At 59.9% G+C, this 22,261-nt stretch carries 17 protein-coding genes; 10 read left to right on the top strand and 7 right to left on the bottom strand.

Annotation, left to right across the window (positions count from 1 at the left end):
- On the top strand, positions 1 to 140 hold a 140-nt coding region (locus EYW49_RS21285), incomplete at its 5' end, for an ATP-binding protein (protein ID WP_228259705.1).
- Positions 141 to 209: 69 nt separating this feature from the next.
- Here the strand turns inward: EYW49_RS21285 and EYW49_RS21280 are convergent.
- From EYW49_RS21280 to EYW49_RS23140, 4 genes are read right to left on the bottom strand one after another with little or no spacing between them, the layout of a single operon-like run.
- Positions 210 to 1,346 (bottom strand): DNA methyltransferase, encoded by a 1,137-nt coding sequence (locus tag EYW49_RS21280; protein ID WP_131311645.1) that lies wholly within the window; start codon positions 1,344 to 1,346, stop codon positions 210 to 212.
- Positions 1,346 to 4,942: a BREX system P-loop protein BrxC gene (brxC, locus tag EYW49_RS21275; RefSeq protein ID WP_131311644.1), complete on the bottom strand. Its 3,597-nt coding sequence runs from the start codon at positions 4,940 to 4,942 to the stop codon at positions 1,346 to 1,348. Before brxC ends, EYW49_RS21280 begins: the two co-directional genes overlap by 1 nt.
- Positions 4,939 to 5,565, bottom strand: coding sequence for a DUF1788 domain-containing protein (locus EYW49_RS21270; RefSeq protein WP_131311643.1), 627 nt, complete (start codon positions 5,563 to 5,565; stop codon positions 4,939 to 4,941). The genes brxC and EYW49_RS21270 overlap by 4 nt, the downstream gene beginning before the upstream one ends.
- A gap of 8 nt (positions 5,566 to 5,573) precedes the next feature.
- Entirely contained in the window at positions 5,574 to 6,176 is a 603-nt protein-coding gene (locus EYW49_RS23140) for a BrxA family protein (RefSeq protein ID WP_165498366.1), read from the bottom strand.
- A gap of 757 nt (positions 6,177 to 6,933) precedes the next feature.
- On the opposite strand from EYW49_RS23140, the gene EYW49_RS21260 reads away from it, so the two are divergent.
- From EYW49_RS21260 to EYW49_RS21230, 7 genes are all read left to right on the top strand, one after another.
- The gene (locus EYW49_RS21260; protein WP_131311641.1) at positions 6,934 to 7,263 is read left to right on the top strand and encodes a hypothetical protein; all 330 of its coding nucleotides are present in this window, start codon (positions 6,934 to 6,936) and stop codon (positions 7,261 to 7,263) included.
- A 43-nt stretch (positions 7,264 to 7,306) separates the two neighbouring features.
- Complete coding sequence (locus EYW49_RS21255; protein WP_131311640.1) at positions 7,307 to 7,630, top strand: DUF6634 family protein; 324 nt, start codon at positions 7,307 to 7,309, stop codon at positions 7,628 to 7,630.
- A 3-nt stretch (positions 7,631 to 7,633) separates the two neighbouring features.
- Positions 7,634 to 9,643 (top strand): AAA family ATPase, encoded by a 2,010-nt coding sequence (locus EYW49_RS21250; protein ID WP_131311639.1) that lies wholly within the window; start codon positions 7,634 to 7,636, stop codon positions 9,641 to 9,643.
- 665 nt (positions 9,644 to 10,308) lie between these two features.
- A complete protein-coding gene (locus EYW49_RS21245; protein ID WP_131311638.1) occupies positions 10,309 to 11,037 on the top strand; it encodes a hypothetical protein in 729 nt (242 codons plus the stop codon).
- The gene (locus EYW49_RS21240; RefSeq protein ID WP_131311637.1) at positions 11,034 to 13,424 is read left to right on the top strand and encodes a DDE-type integrase/transposase/recombinase; all 2,391 of its coding nucleotides are present in this window, start codon (positions 11,034 to 11,036) and stop codon (positions 13,422 to 13,424) included. The genes EYW49_RS21245 and EYW49_RS21240 overlap by 4 nt, the downstream gene beginning before the upstream one ends.
- A 34-nt stretch (positions 13,425 to 13,458) precedes the next feature.
- On the top strand, positions 13,459 to 14,421 hold the full coding sequence (locus EYW49_RS21235) for an ATP-binding protein (RefSeq protein WP_206365527.1): 963 nt from the start codon (positions 13,459 to 13,461) through the stop codon (positions 14,419 to 14,421).
- A gap of 5 nt (positions 14,422 to 14,426) precedes the next feature.
- On the top strand, positions 14,427 to 16,736 hold the full coding sequence (locus EYW49_RS21230) for a TniQ family protein (RefSeq protein WP_131311635.1): 2,310 nt from the start codon (positions 14,427 to 14,429) through the stop codon (positions 16,734 to 16,736).
- 291 nt (positions 16,737 to 17,027) lie between these two features.
- Here EYW49_RS21230 and EYW49_RS21225 read toward each other — a convergent pair whose 3' ends face one another.
- Entirely contained in the window at positions 17,028 to 19,286 is a 2,259-nt protein-coding gene (locus EYW49_RS21225; RefSeq protein ID WP_131311634.1) for an autotransporter domain-containing protein, read from the bottom strand.
- Between the two features lie 223 nt (positions 19,287 to 19,509).
- On the opposite strand from EYW49_RS21225, the gene EYW49_RS21220 reads away from it, so the two are divergent.
- A complete protein-coding gene (locus tag EYW49_RS21220; protein ID WP_131311633.1) occupies positions 19,510 to 19,857 on the top strand; it encodes a hypothetical protein in 348 nt (115 codons plus the stop codon).
- A gap of 257 nt (positions 19,858 to 20,114) precedes the next feature.
- On the top strand, positions 20,115 to 20,891 hold the full coding sequence (locus EYW49_RS21215; RefSeq protein ID WP_131311632.1) for an RDD family protein: 777 nt from the start codon (positions 20,115 to 20,117) through the stop codon (positions 20,889 to 20,891).
- A gap of 57 nt (positions 20,892 to 20,948) precedes the next feature.
- Here EYW49_RS21215 and EYW49_RS21210 read toward each other — a convergent pair whose 3' ends face one another.
- On the bottom strand, positions 20,949 to 21,728 hold the full coding sequence (locus EYW49_RS21210) for a bestrophin-like domain (RefSeq protein ID WP_131311631.1): 780 nt from the start codon (positions 21,726 to 21,728) through the stop codon (positions 20,949 to 20,951).
- 246 nt (positions 21,729 to 21,974) lie between these two features.
- Positions 21,975 to 22,261: hypothetical protein (locus EYW49_RS23310; protein ID WP_206365526.1), on the bottom strand; the 287-nt coding region annotated here is incomplete at its 5' end.

Below are 22,261 nucleotides of genomic sequence, written 5' to 3'. Positions count from 1 at the left end.
ACAATACCGTCGCCGACGCCGTGCTCGACCGCCTCGTCCACAACGCCCACCGCATCGAACTGGCCGGCGACAGCATGCGCAAGCAAAGGGCCTCGCCCCTCTTGACCCCCGCCGAAAACGGCGAAACCTATAACCCCTGACGAAAACGAGGCACCCGAGGACCACCCCGTCAAAACTGTCCGGACTTTAGCGGAAACGCTGTCCGGGAATTAGCGGAATGGCTGTCCGGATTCAGCGAAGCGCGCATTAGGTTGTGCCGTCATTCTCTGGAATTTATCCCACCCCAGATATTGAGCCGCCTTCATCGCCAGCGCAAACGCGGCCAACGCCCCAGCGCGGTCGTCAATCTCGATGCCAGTGAGGTTGTTGGCGAGGATCAGACCCGGAATATCGTTCGTGTCGTAACCCTCTTCCTCATAGATCACGTGCAGGAGATCGAACGCGTAGGTCAGCATGTGCCCCGAACCGCATGCGGGATCGCAGATGCGGATTTCTTCAGGGCTAGAAATGCGTAGGAAGTCAGTCTCCGTGTCTTCCGGAGTGATATAATAGTCCATTTTCTTGGCGAGCGCAGAAGATGGGTGATTAAGCAACCATAACCGCCCGAGTGAATTTTCGACCAGATACCGAACGATCCAATGGGGCGTGAAAAGTTGAGTCGCGGCGGGTATATTCTCGGCCGTGATTTTGATGTTTTTCTTCAACCCATCGAATACATCATCTTTCTTTTCAGAGATATAGAACTGATACAACCAGCCGATGACTTCGACGTCTTTGCAGGCATCAACGGTCATGACGTTCCGCAATTGAGACGCTATGCCGTCGCTCGATAGAAGGTCGGTGGGGAGCAAAAGCTCCGTGTAGTCTGCGATGCGTTCGAACATGAATGGCATCACGGTATTGAGCTTGTTGCAGGTAGCGACCAACAGAAGCCGATAGGCTTCGCCGTGCGGGTCTTTGGACGCCTCCCGTCCACTCAGGATCGCCTGAACACGCTCCTTGGTCCGCTCCGAAAGCTCCTTGTCGGTGTTTCCATCGATCGCCTCAGTGAGAATCTCCGGACGTGTTCCGCTGTCTGACGGACTGACGACCTTGATCGCGTTGTAGCCGTTGGCATCCATGAACCGGAGGGCAGAGAGTCGATTGAACCACGTGTAGGAGACTTTCTCGACGACCTGCTCCTTACCCTGCTCCTTCACCAGCGCCTCGAGCGTACCGATGGCAGAGGGATTCTCGCGCCTCTCGGGCGAGCCTTCGGCGAGGACATGCGTCAACTTCGCTCCGATCTGGGCAATCAGTGAACGGCGGGCGTCCTTGGCGAAGGTCTTCAGCGCGTTGGTGTCCATCAGAGCGAAATCCTCTTACCTGCGGCAATCTCGACCATGAGGCTACGACGGAGTTCATCGACATAGAGATCGACGTCACTCTCATCGGAAAGATAGGGCTTCGAAATTGACGGCTTGATCCGTGAAATCGCCACCATCTTCGGAGGGCGCGGAACAAGCGGCGGGGTGATGACCAACGTGTCTCCGCCACCGAGCCCCTTTGCCTTCGGAGGTTCAGCCTTGCCCTCACCATCAGGTGGGGTGGCCACAACATCGGACTTGATCGGCGGGGCAAGTGGTGCCGGAGGTTCTTCGATCGGAACTGATGCCAAGACAGTTTCCGTAATGCGCGGAAACACCTCGTCGTTGAAATGCGTCACACGATTGCGTATGACAGCGATGAGCTTCTCGTCCTTTACAATAGTCAGTTCCTTCGCGACCAACGCACGCACTTCCGTCTTCCGTGCTTCTGGTATCGTTGCGAATGCCTTGTCGTCGAAGAGCGATTGTGACTTCTGGTTAATCGCGTCTGTCGCAGCCTTTCGTTCTTCAGCAATGATTACGAACAGCTTCTCCCGAATTTTATCACTGTAGTTTTTGATATCTCTTATGCCATTACTATTTAAACAATTTGGATCGAGAAGACGTTCTTCCAATTTCTTTACGTCATCTTGATTGACGTAGAGAAGATTTGAACTCTCATTCGCCATCAACGTCCACGCACTGTCGAAAATAATCTTCTGACTGCCTGACAAGAATGTCCGGACACGGTCGAGGTTCTCCTCTTTCAACGCCAGAAGATCATCTTTTTCAGTGTCGGCGAACTCAGTAAGCAACCAATCGGGAGGTTTCTTTGAAATTTGAGTGGTCTTCTCCCCGAGACTAGTCAGGGTGACCATGAATGGATATGTCGCCGGTTGTCTGATGTAACCAGCCAACTCGATCACGAGCTTTTCGAATTTCGCCTTGGCCTCTTCACCGAGCGCCTTGCCGTCGTTCGAGGTCGGCTGTCCATCGAAGAACGTCGCCATGAACGTTTTGAGGTCGCGCACCTGCGCAGGCGTGAACTCGGTCTGGATGTCGAAGAAAAGGGTCGACCGCTCTTCCCTGCTCTTCAGAGCTTTCACCAACCGATCGCCTTCGACCGGGCTTCCCGACAGAGAGGCTTGAAGCTTACGACGGGCGACAAGCCCCGCCGTCAGGCACAGAATTGCCGTCGGCTCCCAGCCGTAGGGCTTCCCGGTGAAATGCTCGACGATTCCGCGTGCGTAGGTGCGATTTCCCTCCGATGCGATGGTCTGAGCGTATGCGATGATCTCGCGTTCAGCCTCGGTGAGTTCGGTGTCGAAGACGGTCGGTTGCTTCTTGGCAAACTCTGCGATCTGCGCATCGGTGTAGGTCACGCTTCGAAGAAGCGACAGGCTGGTGTAGACCTTGTCCACCAGCGTCTGAAATGCGGTGTCGACGCGAACAGCCGCGTCGGAACCCTTGACCTCGATCTCGGAACCACGCGCGAAGAAGCGAGCAGAACCAACGAGTTGGCTGGCCCTCGTTTTGATGTCCTGAAGGCGATCGTTGTTTTGCCTCGCGCGATCTTCACGAATTCTCTTGACCGAATCCTTGATATTCGAATCGCTGGCCTGCTGCAGATACTTCAGAGTCTGCTTGTAGAGTTTGACATCGGAATTGAAACGGGAGTCCTGTGGGATCACGACCAAAAGGTCGTCACAAGCCACACTTCGGGCAGCGACGGCATTGAGATCACCAACGATCTCGTATTCCGTCAGCATATTGATGCCGACCGCGTACTCGCGGCCGAACAATTGGTTGTCTACCTTGCTCGAATATTGAAAGTCCTGCCCAGAATTTGCATGCTTTATGTTGTTCTTGAACCCGACACCAAAGAGAACCTCTTTCACCGCGACCATGAACTCGGTGGAGTCGATGTCGACGCTCTTGATTTCCTCCTCGACGTCCTTTTCTTCGTCGGTTAGGAACTCGTAGGCATCACCATTACGCTGGATGTAGATCTGCTGTTCGAGGAGTGCCAGAGCCTCTTCGACTTTCCGGCGATGATTGGTGAGGTCCGCGTCCAATCGGTCGAGAAGCAGGATGCCGACATTGTGGACCGTCGGGCGGAACGTTTTCACATACTTGACGAGGAAGAGGGCTTTCAAAACCCGAAGAGCAAATTCATCGACGAGATTATCTTGTTTGGCCGAAGCTACTGCTGATTGGACGTTCCCCTTCAGGACAGCCGAGATCGCATCGAACATCTGATCGAAGGTCGCAAGCTTCCCCACCTCGGACGTAGCATTGGCGACGGCGACGGATTGGAAAACGCCGAGCATGGAGCGTTCGCCGACCGAACTGTGACGCCCCTCGAAGGCGTTGTGTTCGGAAAGACTTTTGATCGCGTCTTGGAACAGTTCGTATTCATACGGAACGAACGGGTAGCTCGCGATGAAAGCATCACTGTCTTTGAAATGCGTATAGCGACGACCGCCGTCGGTGAAGTCGAGCAGCGTCCCGAAATTCGATTGATTGTCATGATAGAGATCGATGAGAGCGAGGCGTCCGTCCGCCGTCTTTTCCAGCAAACGCCGTTGAATAACCTCGGCGACATCCTGACTGTTGAGCGGTATCCGATTCGCAAACCGCGCTTGAATTTTCGAGAAGTCGTTGTGCTGGCTCTGCGTCATGTCGCCGATGACGCTCTTCATCTCCTGCTGGGCCGTCACGATGATCCAAGCCTGCCCACGGCATTTGGTCGCCAAGCTCTCGGCGATGGTCTGGAGGTTGGTCATCAGCTTGGTGTTGTCGGCGATGTACTGCCCGACTTCGTCGACGAAGAAGTTCAGTCGGAAGCCCGGTTTCTGTGTATCGAGCCAAGCCCGGACATCGGCGGCAAAACCCTCGATCGATTGACGCATCTCGGAGCGATATCGACGCAGGACGTCCTTCACGTCATCGTCCGACGCCCCGGTCGCTGCGGCATATGCCTTGTCGATGTTGGAGCCTTCGAGCGGTGCTTGCTCGCGTCCGCGCTCCCACGGCCTGCCGGCGATCTTCTCGTACTCGACCTTGAAGGCTGTCAGTTCCCCGCGCCCTTCGAGGTCGCGCTCGAAACGGGCAATGTAAGACTGCTTGCCATAGTAGCCGCACATCTCGTCGAAGACCTTCTGGAACACCGAGAGAAGGGCGTCGATCTGGGTCTTTGCGATGATGTCGGACTTCTGGTCGATGTTGAACAGGATGCTCTTCGATGGAATGCGGATCGCTTTTTCGAGATCGGCCTTCAACACGGCATCGCCCAAGCCGCCTTTGACGAAGAGGTCGAATGCAGGCGTGCCATCCACGTCACGGTTCTCGAGGACATAGGCCAGCATCTTCAGGAGATGCGATTTACCCGAGCCGAAGAAGCCCGAGATCCAGACGCCATTGGCGTTGGTGTAGTCGTTGTAGGCATTCAGGAAACGACCGAGGTTGCGCTCGATCTCGTTGGTGAGGACATATTCCTCGATCTCGAGACGCAGCCCGACCTCGTCATCCGCCTTGATGACCCCCTCGATCGGTCGGTCGATAGGGCGCTTGAATATCTCGCGGAGAGAGGTCATTGCTCGTCACCCTGACAGTAGAGGATATTGAAGGCACGATAGTATTTATCGTCATGAAGGTCTTCTCTTCCGAACAGCACCAATGACGCACCATTTGCCATGGTCTGCGTGTAGGTGCCCGGGAAGAACAAGAGCGTCGGGATGGCTTTGACCGCACTCTGTAGGTTGTTCAGAATGCTGTGCGCCCGAATGTAGGGGTAGACCTCACCGATGCCGGACAAGAAAAGCACCCGATGATCGCCATCGGCGAGTTCACGGGTGATTGCGGGGATGAGGTGTTCTGCCGGATCGAGGACACCCTGAAACGTCTCGAGCAGTTCGGCCTTGTCGAAGGAGCCCTCGTTCTCGACCACCTGGTCGAAGATGCCCCGATCATGAAGGATCCCGATCGAGAGGTCGTAGAGATTGACGTCGGCGATGCGGATGCCGAGGTTCTCGAGCCGCCGCTTCAGCCCTTCACGGATCTGATCCATGTCGGTCGATACAGCCGGCGGATAGGGGTTGATGAAGAACGGCACCTCACGGCCGATGCCCTCCATCTTCAAGAACCGATTGCTCGACAGAACGGTGAAGAGGTGTTCTTCACGAGCCTTCGGATCGAAGTCGTTGCCGGTCAACACCATGTCGGGCCTCAGAGTCTTCGCCAATGGTTGGGAAAATATCGTTGATCGCGTGGACGATTACGGAGGATCTCGTAAATTGCCGGCGTCAGCAGCACACCGTGAATCCTGCCGTCCGCCGAAATGATCCCAGCCTCTCTCATGAATCGAAAAACCAGACTGCGGATCTTGGCGCGCGTGGACTTTGCCGCCGTCTGTAGCTTCACCGATGAAATGGATTTGGCTTCAAAGAAGACATCGAAATCCAGAGGGCTCAGATCGGTACGAAACACCTGATGGCGATCGGAGACGACCTCCACGGCAAATTCACCGACGATCCGATAGGCCCGACATGCCGCGAGCCAGAGGATCATGGTTTGGTCGGAGGGATTGGCCTTGATGAGCAGCCCTCGCTCCTCCTGTGACAACGCATCCAGCCGTACGGCGATTTCACTCGCGACACGGTGGGCGGTCTTGGTGTCGGGATGCAGGCACCCCTCGGCGAAGGCCCGATCGACAGTGGAGCACCACGCCTCGCCGTCTCTGTGGATCATGGCGAGCACGGCACTCTGTTCGGGCTGAAGGCCACCGCCAGCCGTGAGGGAAAGGGTATATCGATCGCCACCGAGGTCCATGTCGTGTGATCGTCTTCCGACACGACGGCCCGAGGTTGATGACGAGCGCATCGTCGACCGTTCCTTTGAAGAATGGTCGAGTGAAACGACATCACTCTGCACTGACGGGCTTCCGTTCGGCATGTCCAATGGATCACTCACGGCTGGAGTCGGCATCGATCGCCCTTGTAGTGACGCGACACGAGTCCTGATCGTGAGTGATCGGGAACAAGCATCCGGCATGCACACCGAATCGTCTGCATGATCTCCATATATAGATACCGGCATCACCTTTGATGTTGCAAGCAACATGGGTGCCCCATCCGAAAAACAACTCGATGGAACCGACCCACCTGCAGAAGACACCGACATCATCAAAGCGTGTTTGCCTCATTCCTCGCGATTGTCCTCCGACGTTACCGGATCTTTAGATGATGGCGACGGAAGCATGACGTGTTCACGACCCACGAGTGTGGGGAGGGTTGCACGCACGGCGAAATCAGGCAATCCGGCGCTCACCTCCTGCGGTCATTAGTCCCCCGTTAACCATGATTACGAACTCATGAAAAATTTGTTCCCGGTTTGTATTGCAACTTCTCCGGGTATCCGGCATGTTGGCTTCATGATTACGATATTCACCCTTCGGGCCTGGAGTCCTGCCGTTCGGGCGAAATCCGCAAAGACGCGGTGTCCGTCGGTGTGTCTCGTCCGCTCACACATCGCCTGACGCCAACCCGGACAGGGTCGACACGAGAGCGGCATATTCTGAGCCCTCTTCATGTCCACCTCTTCCACACACATCCCCTGCTTCTATCGCATCGTCGACATCCGTCCGACGATCGCCGGTCGTGTCGTCGCCACCATCTCGACGCTCGCCGACCACGGAAAATGCCGTCATGGTCGCCCTCGATCGTATTTCCTCACGGCATCAATCTGCCTCTTCAAATCACCACGCAAATCTTTCAAGCCCGAGGTCCGGATCAAAAAAACGGAAATCATGCCGTTCAATGAAGTTCGCGATCACAAACTCAGAGGCTTCGTCATCATGACCAAAAAACCGGATCACTCATCATCAATGACTCGTCCACAATTCTGTTCACCGTCCTGAGACGCGAAGAGTGCGATCTCGGGACACGACTTCCGAGATCGCCATGTCCATTCGTTTTCTCGCCGACCCCACCGACGTCGTCCTCCATCTCCGTTGTCTTGCCGACGATATCGAAAACCTCGTTCTCGAGGGTGGGCCTTCCGCGTCGACCTTGTCTATGGCCCCTGTTCTCGATGAATGGGAGGCAATACCGCGCCTCGACGTCTGCCTCACGGGGGAGGTGAGCCATCATCCCCGGTTCGGCACGCATTCGGAAATTGCCACTTCCGGCCTTTGGGCGATCGATGAGGCGGCCGGGTGGGCGCGGACGCTTTCCCGCTATTACCGTCTCGGTCGCCGTGTTGCCTCCACGCATGGGGAGTGCTGACAAATGGCCAAGCGGATCTTTGATGTGATCATCGATTCCGGTGACGAATCCGGTGACGATGAATTCGCGCCCGATGGTGGCGATGATCGGCCTGACGTCACCGCGCCCGCTCGTCCTTCTGTCTCGTCCGTCTTACCCGACCTTCTGTTGGGTGCGGCCCTCGACAAGGCGACCAGACGCCGGATCGCACAGCGCGGGGCCACCTGTTTTCTCGTTATTGTGCCGTCGTCTGATTACGTCGGGGCGATCAAGAAGACCATCGGTCGCATGACGCCGTTCGGTGCCGGCACCTACCACATCGTCACCCGCGACGGCTCTGAACGGAGGACTCCGGGTGCGTTGGCAGAGGCGGAGGCGGACTCCGTCGATGCGCTCGCCGAAGGGAGGACCGTCATCGGTATCACCGCCGACCCGACGGCGTTACCGGCAATCCTCGTGTCTGCGGCAGACGTCACCATTCATGTTCCCACGCCCGGCGCACACATCATTCGTCGTGTCATGCGCGCATGTTTATCCGGTCGACCTCCACGCGATTTTTGTGACGGCGACGTTTCAGGGTTGTCTTATCGGCAGGTTTTGTCTGCTCTCCGTCCGACGGGGTCGGCTGCTGATGCGGTGTTTCGCTTGCGTGCCTTACGGCAGACCGTGTTTCGTGTCGGGGCTGACGACCGCCTCCCCGACCTGCGTTCGATGCGCACCTTCGGTGACGCGCGCACTTGGGGTTTGACACTGGCGCGCGACATCGCCGACGTGAGGGCTGGGAAGATTGGATGGGCTGACGTCGACCGTGGTGTTGTCCTTCATGGCCCGCCCGGTGTCGGCAAGACTTTGTTCGCCAGAATATTGGGAAATGCCTGTGGTCTTCCGACAATCGTCGCATCCATCGGTGAGTTTTTCTCGTCGACAGACGGGCATCTCGGGGCGGTGATCAAGTTTCAGCATGACTTGTTTGCTCGCGCCAGAGCACTAGCTCCTTGTATACTCTTCCTCGACGAAATCGATTCACTTCCAAATCGTTCGACGTTGGATCCCCACAATCGTGATTGGTGGGTGTCACTCGTCAATGATTTTCTATCACTGGTCGACGGTGCCGTCGGATCGACTGACGGCATCATCATCGTCGGGGCGACAAATGCGATCGAGCGTCTCGACCCCGCCGTCCTGCGTCCCGGACGCCTCGAAAAGACTGTGTATCTCGGCCCGCCCGACGCCGCTGGTCTCGCCGAAATTCTGCATCACCACCTCGGTTCAGATCTGGCTGACGTCGACTTGATGCCGTGGACGCGGATGGTCTCCGGCATGACCGGGGCCGATGCAATGGAGGCGGTGAGACGCGCCAAGCGTACTGCACGTCATGCTGGTCGGGCGATCATCATCGGGGATTTGGTCGGCGCTCTCTTGCCTCCCGACACGCGCGCCCCGGAATCGATTCATCGCGTTGCCGTTCACGAGGCGGCGCACGCAGTTTTGGCCCACGTACAACTCCTTACGAGCGTCACGTCGGCGAGTCTCGCCTGCGGATCACAGAGTGGTGGCCAGACCAGAATTCAGGGTTTGCCGCCCATTGTCGACCTCGCTTCAGTGGAGCAGACGGTCGTGACACTTTTGGCGGGCCGCTGCGCCGAGGCGGTCCTGATCGGAACGGTCTCCTCGGGTGCAGGAGGCGAGCAGACTTCCGACTTGGCTCAGGCGAGCGCGCTGCTCTACTGGGTCCACGCATCGTGGGCGCTGGGGACGACACTTCTCTTTCGTGCGCCACCAGCCCAAGCACCACAGCTTGGAAATTTCGATCCCGCCCTGCGGCTGACGGTGGAGCGCGATCTTCGCCGTCTCGAAGTCGTGTCCACGCGCCTCGTTCGACGTCATCGAAAGGCGATCGAGCGGGTCGCCACCGCTCTTGAGGTGCGCCGTTATCTCGATGCTGCCGAAATTGCTGCCCTCGTCCGATATGCAGATCGCAGCACGCGACGTACCGCGACCTCCTGTGAAAGCAGAAAGACCGCTGATGTCTGATGGATGGTGCATCGTCGTGGGGAGAGCCAAATGTTTGTGAAACGTTAACTATATATAAATTTCTTTGCCTCCCACCCAAATTTTGAACCTGGACATCAATCGCGATTCCGGCGATGCTCCGATCATTGCTGGAATCTCCACATTTTATGCCGGTGCGCCAGATTTGCACCAGTATTTGGGTCCGACAGTTTTATCCATAGAGGGCAACGATGCCTTCGCGGGTGAACACTGCTGACGTGAGGCAACTCGAGTCGGTCGACGCGAGGAGTCTCTACATGAACTCGTCATCCGACGATTTCGTGTGGCCCGATCAGTTGGAGATTCTTCATGCCCCCCATCGTCTCATGCCGTGTTCTTCTTTGGCCTCCCCCCGCATGCGGTGAGGTCAAACCGTTCGCTCCGAATCCGTCTGCTGTTACGCCCACGTAGCAGTCGACGTTCGATCCGAGCGACGGTCGCACAGGCCCCTCGATCAACTCCCGAACCCCACATGATGCGACGTCCCTCCGAGGATGTCGTGGTGGGCGCGAGCGAGTCTGATCAACGGACCCGGCGACAGACAGCCCTCGACATCAACTCGATCAATCGACTTCCACCCACTCGTGGAGGCCGAAGGGTGAGTTGTGTGCCCGAAGGCAATGTGCCGAACAGCGGGAACATCGGTCATGCCCCAGTCCACCATCAGCCCAGCCGATCTCGGCCTGCATGCCAACGCAGTCCCGATGCGGAACCCGCCGTTGTGGAATCGTGGGCGGGCGCTCGACGGCGTGGGTGGGGACTACAAGTGCCTCGGACGTACGCTGTTTCGCAGCATTCTCGAATTGCGGTGCCGTCGCCTTCTCAGCGCAGACAAGGATGTGCTCGAATTTGCGGTCGAATCTCACCAATTGAAGTATCGCATCCCAACGAGCCCACACGATCACAGTTCGGCGATCTACACACCCGATATCACCGTTCGGTATCGTGACGGTCGAATCGTCGTTGTCGAAGCAAAGGCGGAATTCTTCGCCAACAAGCCATATTGGAAGAGCCACCGCCCCTTCATTCAAGACGCTTATGAAGTCGATCACGGCATCGGATTCATCGTGAAGACGGAGTGGGATATCAATGCTCAGCCCGCGCTGTCGAACTCCGAAATCATGTTGCGCTATCGATATCGGTACCGCTCCGCAGACGGTGAAGACGCCTTGCGTCGTATGCGCATGGTGTTGGCGACGTATCAACCGCCGGCCACCATCCGTGAGTTGATCGCCGTTTCGGGCATCCAGAGCCCCGACTGCCAAGATCTCGGTTTCGCAGCCCTGATGAATCTCGCTCTGTGGGGGGAGGTCGACTTCGATCCGACCTTGCCCATCACCTACGAGACCCGGGTGATCTGGGGGGCGATCGAATGAACGCGCTCATCCCCTACTCATACAATTTCGTCGAGGAGAAGATCGAGCCGGTACGCTTCGATCTCAAGCAACACGACCGTGTCAAGTTCAATGGACAAGTCCATGTCGTGATGTGCCGTTACGAAAAGAAGGTTGCCTTCATAGCGATCGATACCGGGGTTCCTGTCGACCTCACCGATCAGGAAATCGCACGATTGTGGTGGAAGGGAGATCTCGCCTTCATCAACACGGGCGTACGTGACGAGCCGTTGGAGGGGGTCACAAGAGTTCTGACCACATCGGATACACACAAGAAGAGTTTCCATCGGAAGCTCTATTACATCAATGCGGCGATCTATGGGACGCCCGTGTCAGATGCCGGTGTCCGCCCGGGGTACGTGCTGACCAGAACCGCAAAGGGTGTGAAGCCGATCATCGATGCTGCCCACGCGGCACTCCGTGACGGGAGCAGTGCCCCTGCCGCCAGTACGGTTCTCAAGTGGCTGTATGCCTACGAACACACCGAGCAGGCTTTCGTGGCGGAAAAGCTGATCGATAAGCGAGGCTTCAATCCGGGGCGCGCCGTAGCCTTCCATCCGTTGGTTCGGACAGAAATACAAAACGCCGTAAGCGTGTGGATGCGGTCCAACATCAGTAAGGATCGCGCATATGCGTCGCTCTGGACGCGGCTCGATGATGCCAAGAAGGCCATTCTGGCTGAAAACCCGCAAGCAGATGTCACAAATCTCAATGCACCACACGCGAAGACGTTCGCGACGTACTGCAAGGCAGTCAATCGGTTTGCTCGAGATAGTTTCAGAGTTGGACGGCGTTGGGCAGAGTTGCGTTATCGGACCTATCAACAGACGATTCGGCCTTCTCGAGTCTTGCAAGAGGTGGAGATCGATCACGGTCTACTGGACATCATCGTCATCGGCTATGGCGGTATCTATCTCGGGCGTCCATATCTGACGTCGGTCATCGACCGTGCAAGCGGGATGATCATTGGACGGTACCTCGGTTTCGAGGCTGCATCGACGGCCTCCGTGGTGGCAGCCCTCCTCGATGCAATGTCACCAAAGGATCTGACCCGGTTCAAGGCACTCGGTGAAGCTTATCAGTGGCCCTGTTACGGCACACCCGAGTGCCTGATCGTCGACAACGGCCGAGAGTTCGTCGGGCCATCATTACAGATGTCCTGCGAAGCTCTCGGCATATCTCTCATTACGATGCCGCCGGCGTATCCACACATGAAGGGTGGCGTCGAAAGGGCATTCAAGACCTTCAATGACGACATCCTGCACAGCCTGCCCGGTACGACCTACTCGAATTCCATAGAACGGAAGCTTTACGAGTCAGGGAATCCCGCAAGGCCCAATCTTCCGGCGGTGACGCTCGAGGAGTTGGACGGGTTGCTCCTCCACTGGATCGTCGCCGTGCACAGCAGACGCCCAACGGAAGCGCTCGGTAGCGTTCCGGGCACGGCTCGCACGCGTATTTCGGTCTGGAACGAGAAGGTAAAGGCTTATCCGATCGCGCCACCACCCCCTGCGGATCAAATAATGGCGTTCCTTGGAGAGGTAGAAAAGAGAACAATACAAAATATTGGTATTCAGTGGAGCCATATTCACTACGACGGGCCGGGATTGGCCGCTCTGAGAAGTCACGCGGATCATCGTCTCGGTGGTGAAAAGGGTGGTGGCACCGAATACGTCTGCGTCCGCAATCCGTTGGATCTCGGCTCGATTTATGTCGTGAACCCCCACCGTCAGCACGGTGGCGTCGGGGAGCGCATCGAGGTCGTGGCGTCCCCCCGATACCGCGAGTACGCGACCGGGCTCCATCGTCATGTTCACAATGTCACCGTCACGCGGGCTCGTGAATTGTACGGAAACGAACCCGACGTCGAGGCTTTGATGCGCGTGAAGTCCGGACTCATCAAGACCGGAATCGCGTTCGTGAAGGAACGGGGGGTCAAGAAGACCCATAAGCATGTCGCGAGATTCTTGGAAGGCTGCGGATACACCCGCATGGAGAGCAGCATTTCGACTTCGAATGCTCCTTTCCAGAAGGATCCCATCGCAGAGGCGGGGTACCGGATGCCCTCTTCGGTCGTCGAGATCACGAGGGCTGATCCGAATGCGATGTCCGAGCCCCGTGTCGAGCCGGACAAGCCCCTCGGACGGAAGGGGGGACCAAAGGTGAGTTCGAAGGCGTCCAAGTTCACTGCCGCCGTCCCTCGAGACGCCGTTGACGCAGAACGGCAGCAAGCACCGTCGCTCTCCAATGACCGTGGTCCCGATCGCGTCGATCCGGATGCTCGTCGACAGAAGATGGAGGAGAGGAAGCGGGCGCTTTCGGCAGAAGCATCGCGGACGCTTTCCACAATCAATCAAGAGGAGTCGTGACATGACGGAGAATGATAGATCGATATACAAGACGATGTCGCGTTATGATCGCCAGTCGAAGGTCAACAACATGGAGATACTGTCGCCACGTTACCTCGATGCGATGGAGGCCATTTCATCAATGCACTGCCCATGTCGTGGTGGCCCGCCCAGTCTTGGTACCATCGGGGCCGTCTATGGTGACCCGCGTTCCGGGAAGACCTACGCCCTCAAGAGCTATGCGAGCCGTTTTCCTCGTAAGCTCGGCGACGAGGGCATGATCAGCCCGGTCGTCTATATGGCGGTCGCCAGTGACAGCACCGTGCGAGGTGTCATGGACACTCTGGCGAAAGGACTCGGGCTGGCGGTCTCGAGCCGGATCAATACCCATGCGGCAACCGACCGCCTGATCGATACGCTACAGCAGCAGCAGGTAAATTTGGTCATCATGGACGAATTTCATCGTATTTCCGATCATGGTGGCCTGAGAGTCGAATTGCCGTTCAGGGGGCTGCTTCGTCAACTCCTCGACGAGGCGAACACATCAATAATCGCTGCCGGAATGGGTTCGATCTACACGTGGATACGAAAGGATGGTCAACTCGAAGGACGGGGAATGCTGCCACATCATTTGATTCCCTACTACGATTACCGCAGTGAGGCGGATCGGGAGGAATTCGAGTTGGTCTGCTCGTCGATCGATGACGAACTGCCGTTCGTGGAGCGGTCGGGGCTCGAGGATCCGTCCTTCTGTACCTCCCTGCTCACGGTGTCACGTGGATCGATCGGGCGTCTCACGGCGTTCATTAAGAGAGCGACCGCCGAAGCCATCAACGACAACGCCCCTGCGATCGGCGCTCGGCACTTCGCCCGCGTATGGGATCGCGTCAAGGCTCCCGGCGTGCAGGTGACTTTCAATAACCTGGATCCCGCTGATCCGCCGAAGGGTAAGGATGCTCTGGACGAGGATGACGATCCGAATTTCGCGGACCATCACGCGCCCTTCAACAGGCGGTGACGACAATGAACAGCAACCAGATACTCATCGAAAATCGACAGGCGGCTCCGATGATTCATCGGCCCGTCCTCCAAAACTACCGCATCCCCTACGAAGGGGAGGCGGCACATCGATTCTTCGAAGCGCTCGCGGACCTCAATGGCTACTATTCTCCCGCCACGATGGCTTTGCGCTTCGATCTCAACGCTCGACGGTGCGATCCGCAGGAGTGTCTCCAGTTCGTGTCGAGGCTGCCCATTTCCGATGAGGGCAAGCGTCGATTGGTGGCGGCGACCCCGAGCTTTGGTGCCGACCAACAGGTCACCCTGCTCGGGCAGACCTTCTGGCGGGACCAGTGGTCCGCGACCCCGAGGCGCTTCTGCCCCGCATGCTGGACCGAAGCCCATTATCAGAGATCTTGGTGGGATCTCCGGCAGTTTCGGTGCTGCCCGATCCATGGGCGTGACCTGGTGAGTACAGACACCGGCGACAGGGTCGTCCCTGATGATGCGTATCTGCGCATCGTATCGCCGTTCGGTCATCGAACAACCGTCGACGATGTGCGCCATATTCCTGCACCCACGTCCTCACTGGAGAGGTATACTCTGGAGAGAATGGGGATTTTGGATCCGCATGACTCGCCATTTCTCGATGAAATCCCCATACTCGGTGATATATACGACGTCATTTACGTCTTTCAGGATGCGGCGGCAGAAAGAAAGCTCCCGCGATCCGCTGTGGATTGTTTTCGGACCCTCGCGGGAGGTGCGGACGCCATCTCCACATTCCTCGATCAGATCGCGACATCCAGTGAAACGCGGGCTTGGGGACTGTTCGGACAGAAGCTGAAGACCACCCTCGAAAACAGGTCGGGCGGGGTCTGGGAGATCGTGCGAGATGCGGCGAACCGGATTGCCGGTCATCGGGGCATATTCTGGAAGGGCAACCGCGATGTCTGGCGTAGCGAAACCGTCTTCACCATCAATAGAGACAACCTCGCTCATGAGGTGGGGCTCGATCCCCGTCTGGTCAGGAGGATTGCGGAGGAGCAGGGACTGCGCACCCGTGCGAGGGGGCAGGGTTCCAACCCCTATGAGACATTCAACGCGGCTGACGCGGATCAAATTCGGACCTTTGCCGCGTCTTTGATGAATCGAGACGAAGCAGCAAAATATTTCGGGGTCTCGCCCGCGCTGTTCACTTTGATCGTGAAGGAGGCAATCATCCTCCCCTACGCCAAGATCGTGAAGAACAGCGTCTACGCAGATCATTTCATCCGCAACGACATGGATGCTGTCTCGGAAATAGGGCTGGGTCTGCCGTGGATTGATCCCGAGTCCATACCGGACGGACTCATGCGGATCGGTGACATATGCCCGACATCGAGGTGGAACCCTGCGCCCCAATTGCAGGCGCTGGTGGCTGGTGTCGGCTGTGCAGTGGCCCGTACCGGTGAACGGTTCGGCGACGTCGTACTCGATATGGCCGTTCTCTATCCCGAGCGGTACGGTGCAGTGCGTGCCAAGCGGTCACGGCAAAGGACGACCGGTGAAGGAATGCCGATCTTCGTCGCGCGGGCTTTCGTGGGGGAGAATGAAGTCACCACCCGCCGTCTCATCGATGTCGGGCTGATCGAGGTGATGGAAGCCGAGGGTGGCAAGCCTCGGGTTTCGCTCTCGGCGATCGAGGAATTCACCGCAAAGTGGGCTTCCGCTCGGTTGTTCGCCGATCATGTGAACGAAACGCTGGCGACATTCGTCGACCGCCTCGCGGCGCGTTCCATCCTGAACAAGGCGGTCGTCATCACGCCGAACCGCCCGCCAATGACCATCGTGGATCGGGAAAGCGCGAAGAAGGCACTCAATTTGGATTGCTCACCCGACGAACCCGGTGGCGATCCCATCATCGCCATCATAAAGAGGGTGACCCGCGAGGTCGCTACCCTCATCAATCTCGCGCCTACCAATGGGCTGGCGGCATCGGCTCGTAATCGAATCATCAATTTTCAGGATGCTCGGCGGGAGGTTTCGATCGATGTCGTCCTCGATACGGAGGCGCAGTCGATCCGCGTCGTCCGCCGTCTGGAGGTCACGCCGATCGGCTCGCCCTCACAAATAGCAGCGTCAGAGGCTGTCGAAGCGAGGGACGAGATCGAACGGCGGTTCGACGCGCCGTTGTCGTGGACGATTGCCGATGACGCCGTCACGGTCGAGAGCGAGTGGAGCCCCGTCGCACTGGAGCCTGCCTATTCGGCGGAAATTGCCGAGAGGGTCGTTTCTACCCTGGCGTACTTCAGGGCCAATTTTTCCGTTCGGCTCAAGCGTTATGATGTGTGAAGACTAATGAAAGCATTCAGCATGATGCTTATTGGCAAAATGCTTGGAAAGATTGCTTCATGGCGATTTAAATTATAAAATACATTTATTTTTGAAATTAAAACAACATGTCAGAGAATAAAGAGGAAGAGGCTTGGTCCTCTTCCGATTTTTTGGGGCTTTGGAATCTCATATTCATGACTCCAGAATCTCAAATTCACGCTCCAAATCTCATATATAAAAACTAAGTGATTGATTTTGTTGGGCTTGGAATCTCACGATCACGGCTCCCCAACAAATCTCTTCCCCGACTCAGAACGTCAGACTGAGCCCCAGGCGGGTCTGGACGCTGGCGACACCGGTCCTCGGCAGGAGGCCGCCGATCGTGCCGTCGACGGCGACCTTGCCGGCGAGCGGTAGATGGAGGCCGGTCGAGAGCTCCGCCCAGTCGCTGGCGGTGGAGCGGCCCGGGCCATCGACGTCGAGAATCCCGGGCAGCGACGCGCCGAGGGAGGCGGACTTGCCGCCGTCGAGGCGATGGCCCCAGGCGAGGCCGGCGGTCACCCAGCCGTCGCCGGGGATCGCCCGGCGGAGGTCGAAGCCGAGCCGCGCGGTCGGGGCGGTCGAGGTGAATCCGCCGATCACCGCCGGGAACGGGCCGCCGGATTCGGTCCAGCCGCGGGTGTGGAGCCGGGTCGCGCCGAGCGCCGCCCAGGGGGTGATCCGGGTGGTGGGCCACGGGGTGTCGAAGGTCCAGCCGAGGCGGGCGAGGGCGCCGAAGCCGGACCCCGCGGTGTCGCCTTCGGAGAAGACGCCGGAATTGCCGTTGCGATAGCCGCGCCGCACCGTGCCGTCGAAGTGCGATCCGATCAGCGCGGCGGAGAGCTGCGGGCCGATCGTCGGCGCGTAGCCGAGGAAGACGCTGCCGGCGGCGGTGGTGAAATGTGAACGGCCGTCCCAGGCGAGGTTCGTGTCGACGCGGCCGCCGCCGAGGGTGGCGCCGGCGACCAGGTCGCCGGGCAGATCGGCGGTCAGGCCGAGGGTGGCGGACGTCGCCGGGTCGCTGTCATAGGCGCCCTCGGCGAAGACGGTGAGGGCCTGAGTCCGGTGGCCGCGGCCGTCGGCGGCATCGCGGATCCGGCCGGCGGCGGCGTCGAGGCGGTTGCCGAGAAAGGCGTTGCCGGTGGTTCCGAGGGCGCCGAGGTCGGCGATCGACGCGCGGAACCGCCCGGCGTCGATCACCTTGCAACTGCGGCTGCAGTCGGCGATCCATGTGATGTTGCTCGAGGTCGGGTCGCTGCCGGTGCCGACGATCACCCGGCCGTCGGCCGACAGGAGATCGGCGGTCTGCAGGGACCAGCCGGCGACGTTCACCCCCGCGGTCGCCAGGAGATCGCGGATCGACACCATGCCGGTCGCCTGGGTCCAGCGAAAGGCGGTCGTCGACGCGGCGGCGGCGACCGCACTCGCGCCGACCACCACCGAGCCGTCCGCCGAGACCGCCGCGGCGCGGCTGTCGAGCCCGCCGAGGGTGCCGAGGTCCTGGATCGTCGTGCCGACCCAGCGCACCGCATGGGTCGCGCCGTCCCCGCTCAGGCGGCTGGCGCCGACGGTGATCGATCCATCGTGCGACAGGCCGGTCGCATAGGAAATGCTCCCGCCGAGGGTGCCGAGATCGGTCATGGTTCCGCCCGTCCAGCGGAAGGCATGTTCAGGTACGTCGACAAAGCGAGGATAGATCTGCGACGACAGCCAGCCGACGACGACGGAACCGTCGGCACTGACCAGCGAGGCGCCGCCTCTCGCCCAGCCCAACCGGCCGAGGTCGGTCATCGTTCCGCCGACCCATCGGAAGGGATCGGAAGATCCGTCGGCGAAGCTGATGCCGCCGATCACGACGGCGCCGTCGGCCGACACCGCGGTGGCGCGGTTGGCGGCCCCGAGCGATCCGAGATCGGTCATGACGCCGCCGGACCAGCGGAAAGCATGAGTCTTGGGCAGTCGGGCAAGGTCACCGCTGCGACGATCGCTGCTGTAACCGACCACCACGGAACCATCGGCAGAGACACCGGTCGCCACGGCGTCGTTCCCGCCCAGGGTTCCGAGATCGGTGCCGATTCCTCCGGACCATCGGACGGCACGTTCGTTTCCCGCCCACGTCAAGATCGTTTCGACGATCACGCTCCCGTCCGCGGACAGGCCGGAGACCGCACTCGAGTACACCCCACCCCCCAGAGCCCCGAGGTCGACGAAATGTCCGCCGCTGGCGACGTAGGCATGCAAGTCGACATAGGCCACGGAGCCGAAAACGTCCCAGGAGAGGTATCTCCCGGCTACGGTCGAGCCGTCGGACGACAGAACACCGAATTCGGATGGGCTGAGACCTGTGCGCTGGAATCCCGAGAGCAGTTCCGCGAGATCATCGGCCGCCGCCGGTCGGAGACCGGCGAGTCCGCCGACCAGAGCGAGCGCGAGGGCGATCGCCCGGTTCCTCCGTCGCGCCCGCCCGTCCCGGGCGTCTGGCGCTCCGATCGGTTGGGGTCGACGACATGCTCGGTCGGCCCGGATCATCGGCTGCCCCTCCCGCTCGGGTCCTGCAATTTCAACGTGTCGTACGCGGGTTTCGTGTCCGTCGCGAGTCGTCGTCGCGGGCCTCGCGGGGAATCCCCGGGGTGCGATGCGACGCTGCCACACCGGGTTGCGCGGGGCGGTGGGCAATCCCTGCGAATCACCGCATTGACAACCCCTGGTTTGCGTCTTCCCTTGAGGCAGCCATCACCCGAGGTGCCCGACGATGACCTGCCTTCTGCGTCTTCTCTCCGGCCTAGCCTGCGCGATCCTCCTGTCCACCGGTGCTGCGGAAGCCCGCAGTTCGGGCTTTCCGGCCAAGGAGGCCCAGTCGGGAAAGCCGACCTTGGTCGGTTCCTTATGGAACTGCCGCACGATGTCCTACCCTGCGGTCGATGGACAGGCCGATCACGGTAAGATCACCCGGCGTGAAACGACGCAGAATCGATGCGGAAATCCAAAACAACCGACGGTCGAAATGTACTATACGTCGGACCCGAGTTTCAAAGGCACGGATGGCGTCGTTCTCTACAATGGCGGGCAGAGGATAGACCGCGACATCCATGTGAAATGAAGCCGGCGGTTCGAAACGACGCCTGCGGGTTCCCGATCCGCCGGCCTTGTGCCTCCCGTCGTCGGGCCGGGATGGTGCCGAGGCGGAGCCCGAGAAGGGCGTTGCCGGGGGTGCCCAGCCGGCGGAGGTCTTTCGCGGTGAGGGTCCCCGCGACGAAACGCCATCATGGACTTGGGACTCGTCGCATTCCAACTGACGTGGCGCAATTCGGCTCGCCGTCGCCTTCGACGTGCGGTCTGTTCGGGTAGGGGGCGAATGTGAACGTCCTGTTCGAGGAATCCGTCGCGTTCGCCGATCTCCTCCGCGCCGGCGTGTGGCGCAGGTTCTGGGCGTTCGTCCTCGACGACCTCGTCGTCCTGGTGCCCATCAGCGTCCTGGCGGCGGCTCTCTATGCGGTAACGGCGGGCCACGTTCAGATGGGCGGCGTCGTCGAGCGGACTTGTGTCCGGCCGCCGGCGATATCGCAAGTCTTGACCTCGCCACCGCCGCGGGACTCGAACTTCGCCATGGTCTGTCGCGAGAGCTTCTTCGGCTTTCCCACGGCGTCGGAGCTCGTCGTCGGGCGCACGACGAAGACCGGAACCCATACCGAAACCTTCGAACGGCACTACCGGCTCGACGCCGATGGCCGCGTGGCGGACGTCGTCACCCTGGACTGGGTCACGGCGATCGTGCTGATCGCCTATCTCATGCTGTCGGTGGCCCGGACCGGGCGGACGATCGGCGGACGCGTCCTCGGGATCAGAGTGATCGACACCAGCGGCGCCGACGCCGTCGCGGTTCCGTTCAAGCGGGTCTTTCTCCGATACCTCTTCATGGGGATCGGAATCGCGCCGCTGATCGGTTTCGTCGTCGTCAGTCTGGCGTTGAATCCGATCGGCGAGGACGGGGCTCTGTGGAGCGGCTTCTGGTCCTGGTTCTCCCTGGGCGCCGGCGTCGCGCTGATCTGGTGTCTGGTGCTGACCGTGCAGATCGCGCGGAAGCGCGACCCGATTTACGACTGCTTGGCCGGCACCGCCGTGGTGCGGGTCTGAACGATCCTTCCTCGGCCGGACCGGCGACGTGTGGAAGTCGCCGTTCGGCCAGGCCCGTCACGGCGCCGGCGGGATGCGCGCGGCGATCGGCGCGGCGGAGACGGTGGTCGGACGCTGGAAGGGGTTGCCCTGGATCAGCACGATCGCCGCGGTCGGGGCCGCGGCGGCGGCGAACAGCAGGATCGCGACGAGGGCGGCGCGCGGGTGTTCGACGTGAACCACCGCCACCGACAGCATGGTGACGAAGCCGAGGAAGGCCATGCCCAGCCACTTCAGCGGATTGACGTGGGTCTGGCTGAGGGCGACGCGCAGGTCGCGGGCGTCGCGCACCGCCATCACCTCGGTCAACAGGCGGGCGTGGACGGCGGGTCCGAGCGGCGCGCCGAGGCCGGGATCGGCGGCGAGGGTCAGGAGACGTTCGAGCGCGGCGGCGGTGGCGGGGGCGGCGACCCGACGGGCGAGTTGCGGCCACTCGATCTCGACGGCGCTGACGGCATAGGCCCCGACAGCCGCTTCGATCGGCCGACGCGTGGTGTCCGGCAGGGAACGGGTGAGCGCGCCGATGGCATCGAGCGCATCGGCCTCGCGGGTCACTGCGGTGATCGCCCGGTCGTGGGCGCTCCAGGTGTCGTTGGCGAGGAAGGCGAGGGTCAGCGCGAACAGCACGCCGATGATGTTGATGAAGGGCGGCGCGACGCCGGCGAGACCCGCCAGACGTGGGCGATGGCGCGGGCTCGCCAGGATCAGGCCGAGGCCGAGGCAGGCGAGGGCCGTGCCGGCCAGCGCCACCAGGGCGAAGCCGTAATGATCGTAGGCACCCCAGTCGAAGGTGGTCATGTGGGGCTCCCGGATGGGTGCGCGGGCACCGGTTCACCGGTGGTGCGGGCGATCATAGCCCGTCGCCGGAGAGCGGGAAGCGCGGCCTTGGTCGGGGTCGAAATGGGCCTTTCGGCGGGGGTCGCGAAGGGCCGTGAGAGCGCGGAAACCGGCCGTCTTTTGCTCGTCGGAGGGGGGTGAAACGGGGCCTCGACGAGGCTCCAACGAGGCGGGTGGTCCGCGGGTCGCTCCAGCAAAGCATTGATTTCATGTGCTGAACGGAAAAATACCAGCGAATGTGAAGTTTCTGCATTTCGGGTGTTGACGGGTGTTGGGTCGATGGCTATAAACCGCATCAACGACGGCGGCGCTGCCGCTGGCGACGAAATCCTTCGCTCTCCGGTCTGGAAGGGCGGGTCCTGAAAGGGACTTGCCAAACGGTTCTGGAAGGTGTTGAAGGTCACTGAATTCGGGCAACCGAAGGGATGTGCCAAATCGTTCCTCTCGAGAGAGGGTGAGCGTACGAAGTCGGTTCGGCTTCGGGTTCTTTGACA

The sequence above is a fragment of the Siculibacillus lacustris genome (genome assembly GCF_004328075.1).
Classification (GTDB): Bacteria; Pseudomonadota; Alphaproteobacteria; order Rhizobiales; family Ancalomicrobiaceae; genus Siculibacillus; species Siculibacillus lacustris.
Note: the sequence above shows the minus strand (reverse complement) of the source record. Positions and strands in the feature narration are given on the sequence as shown.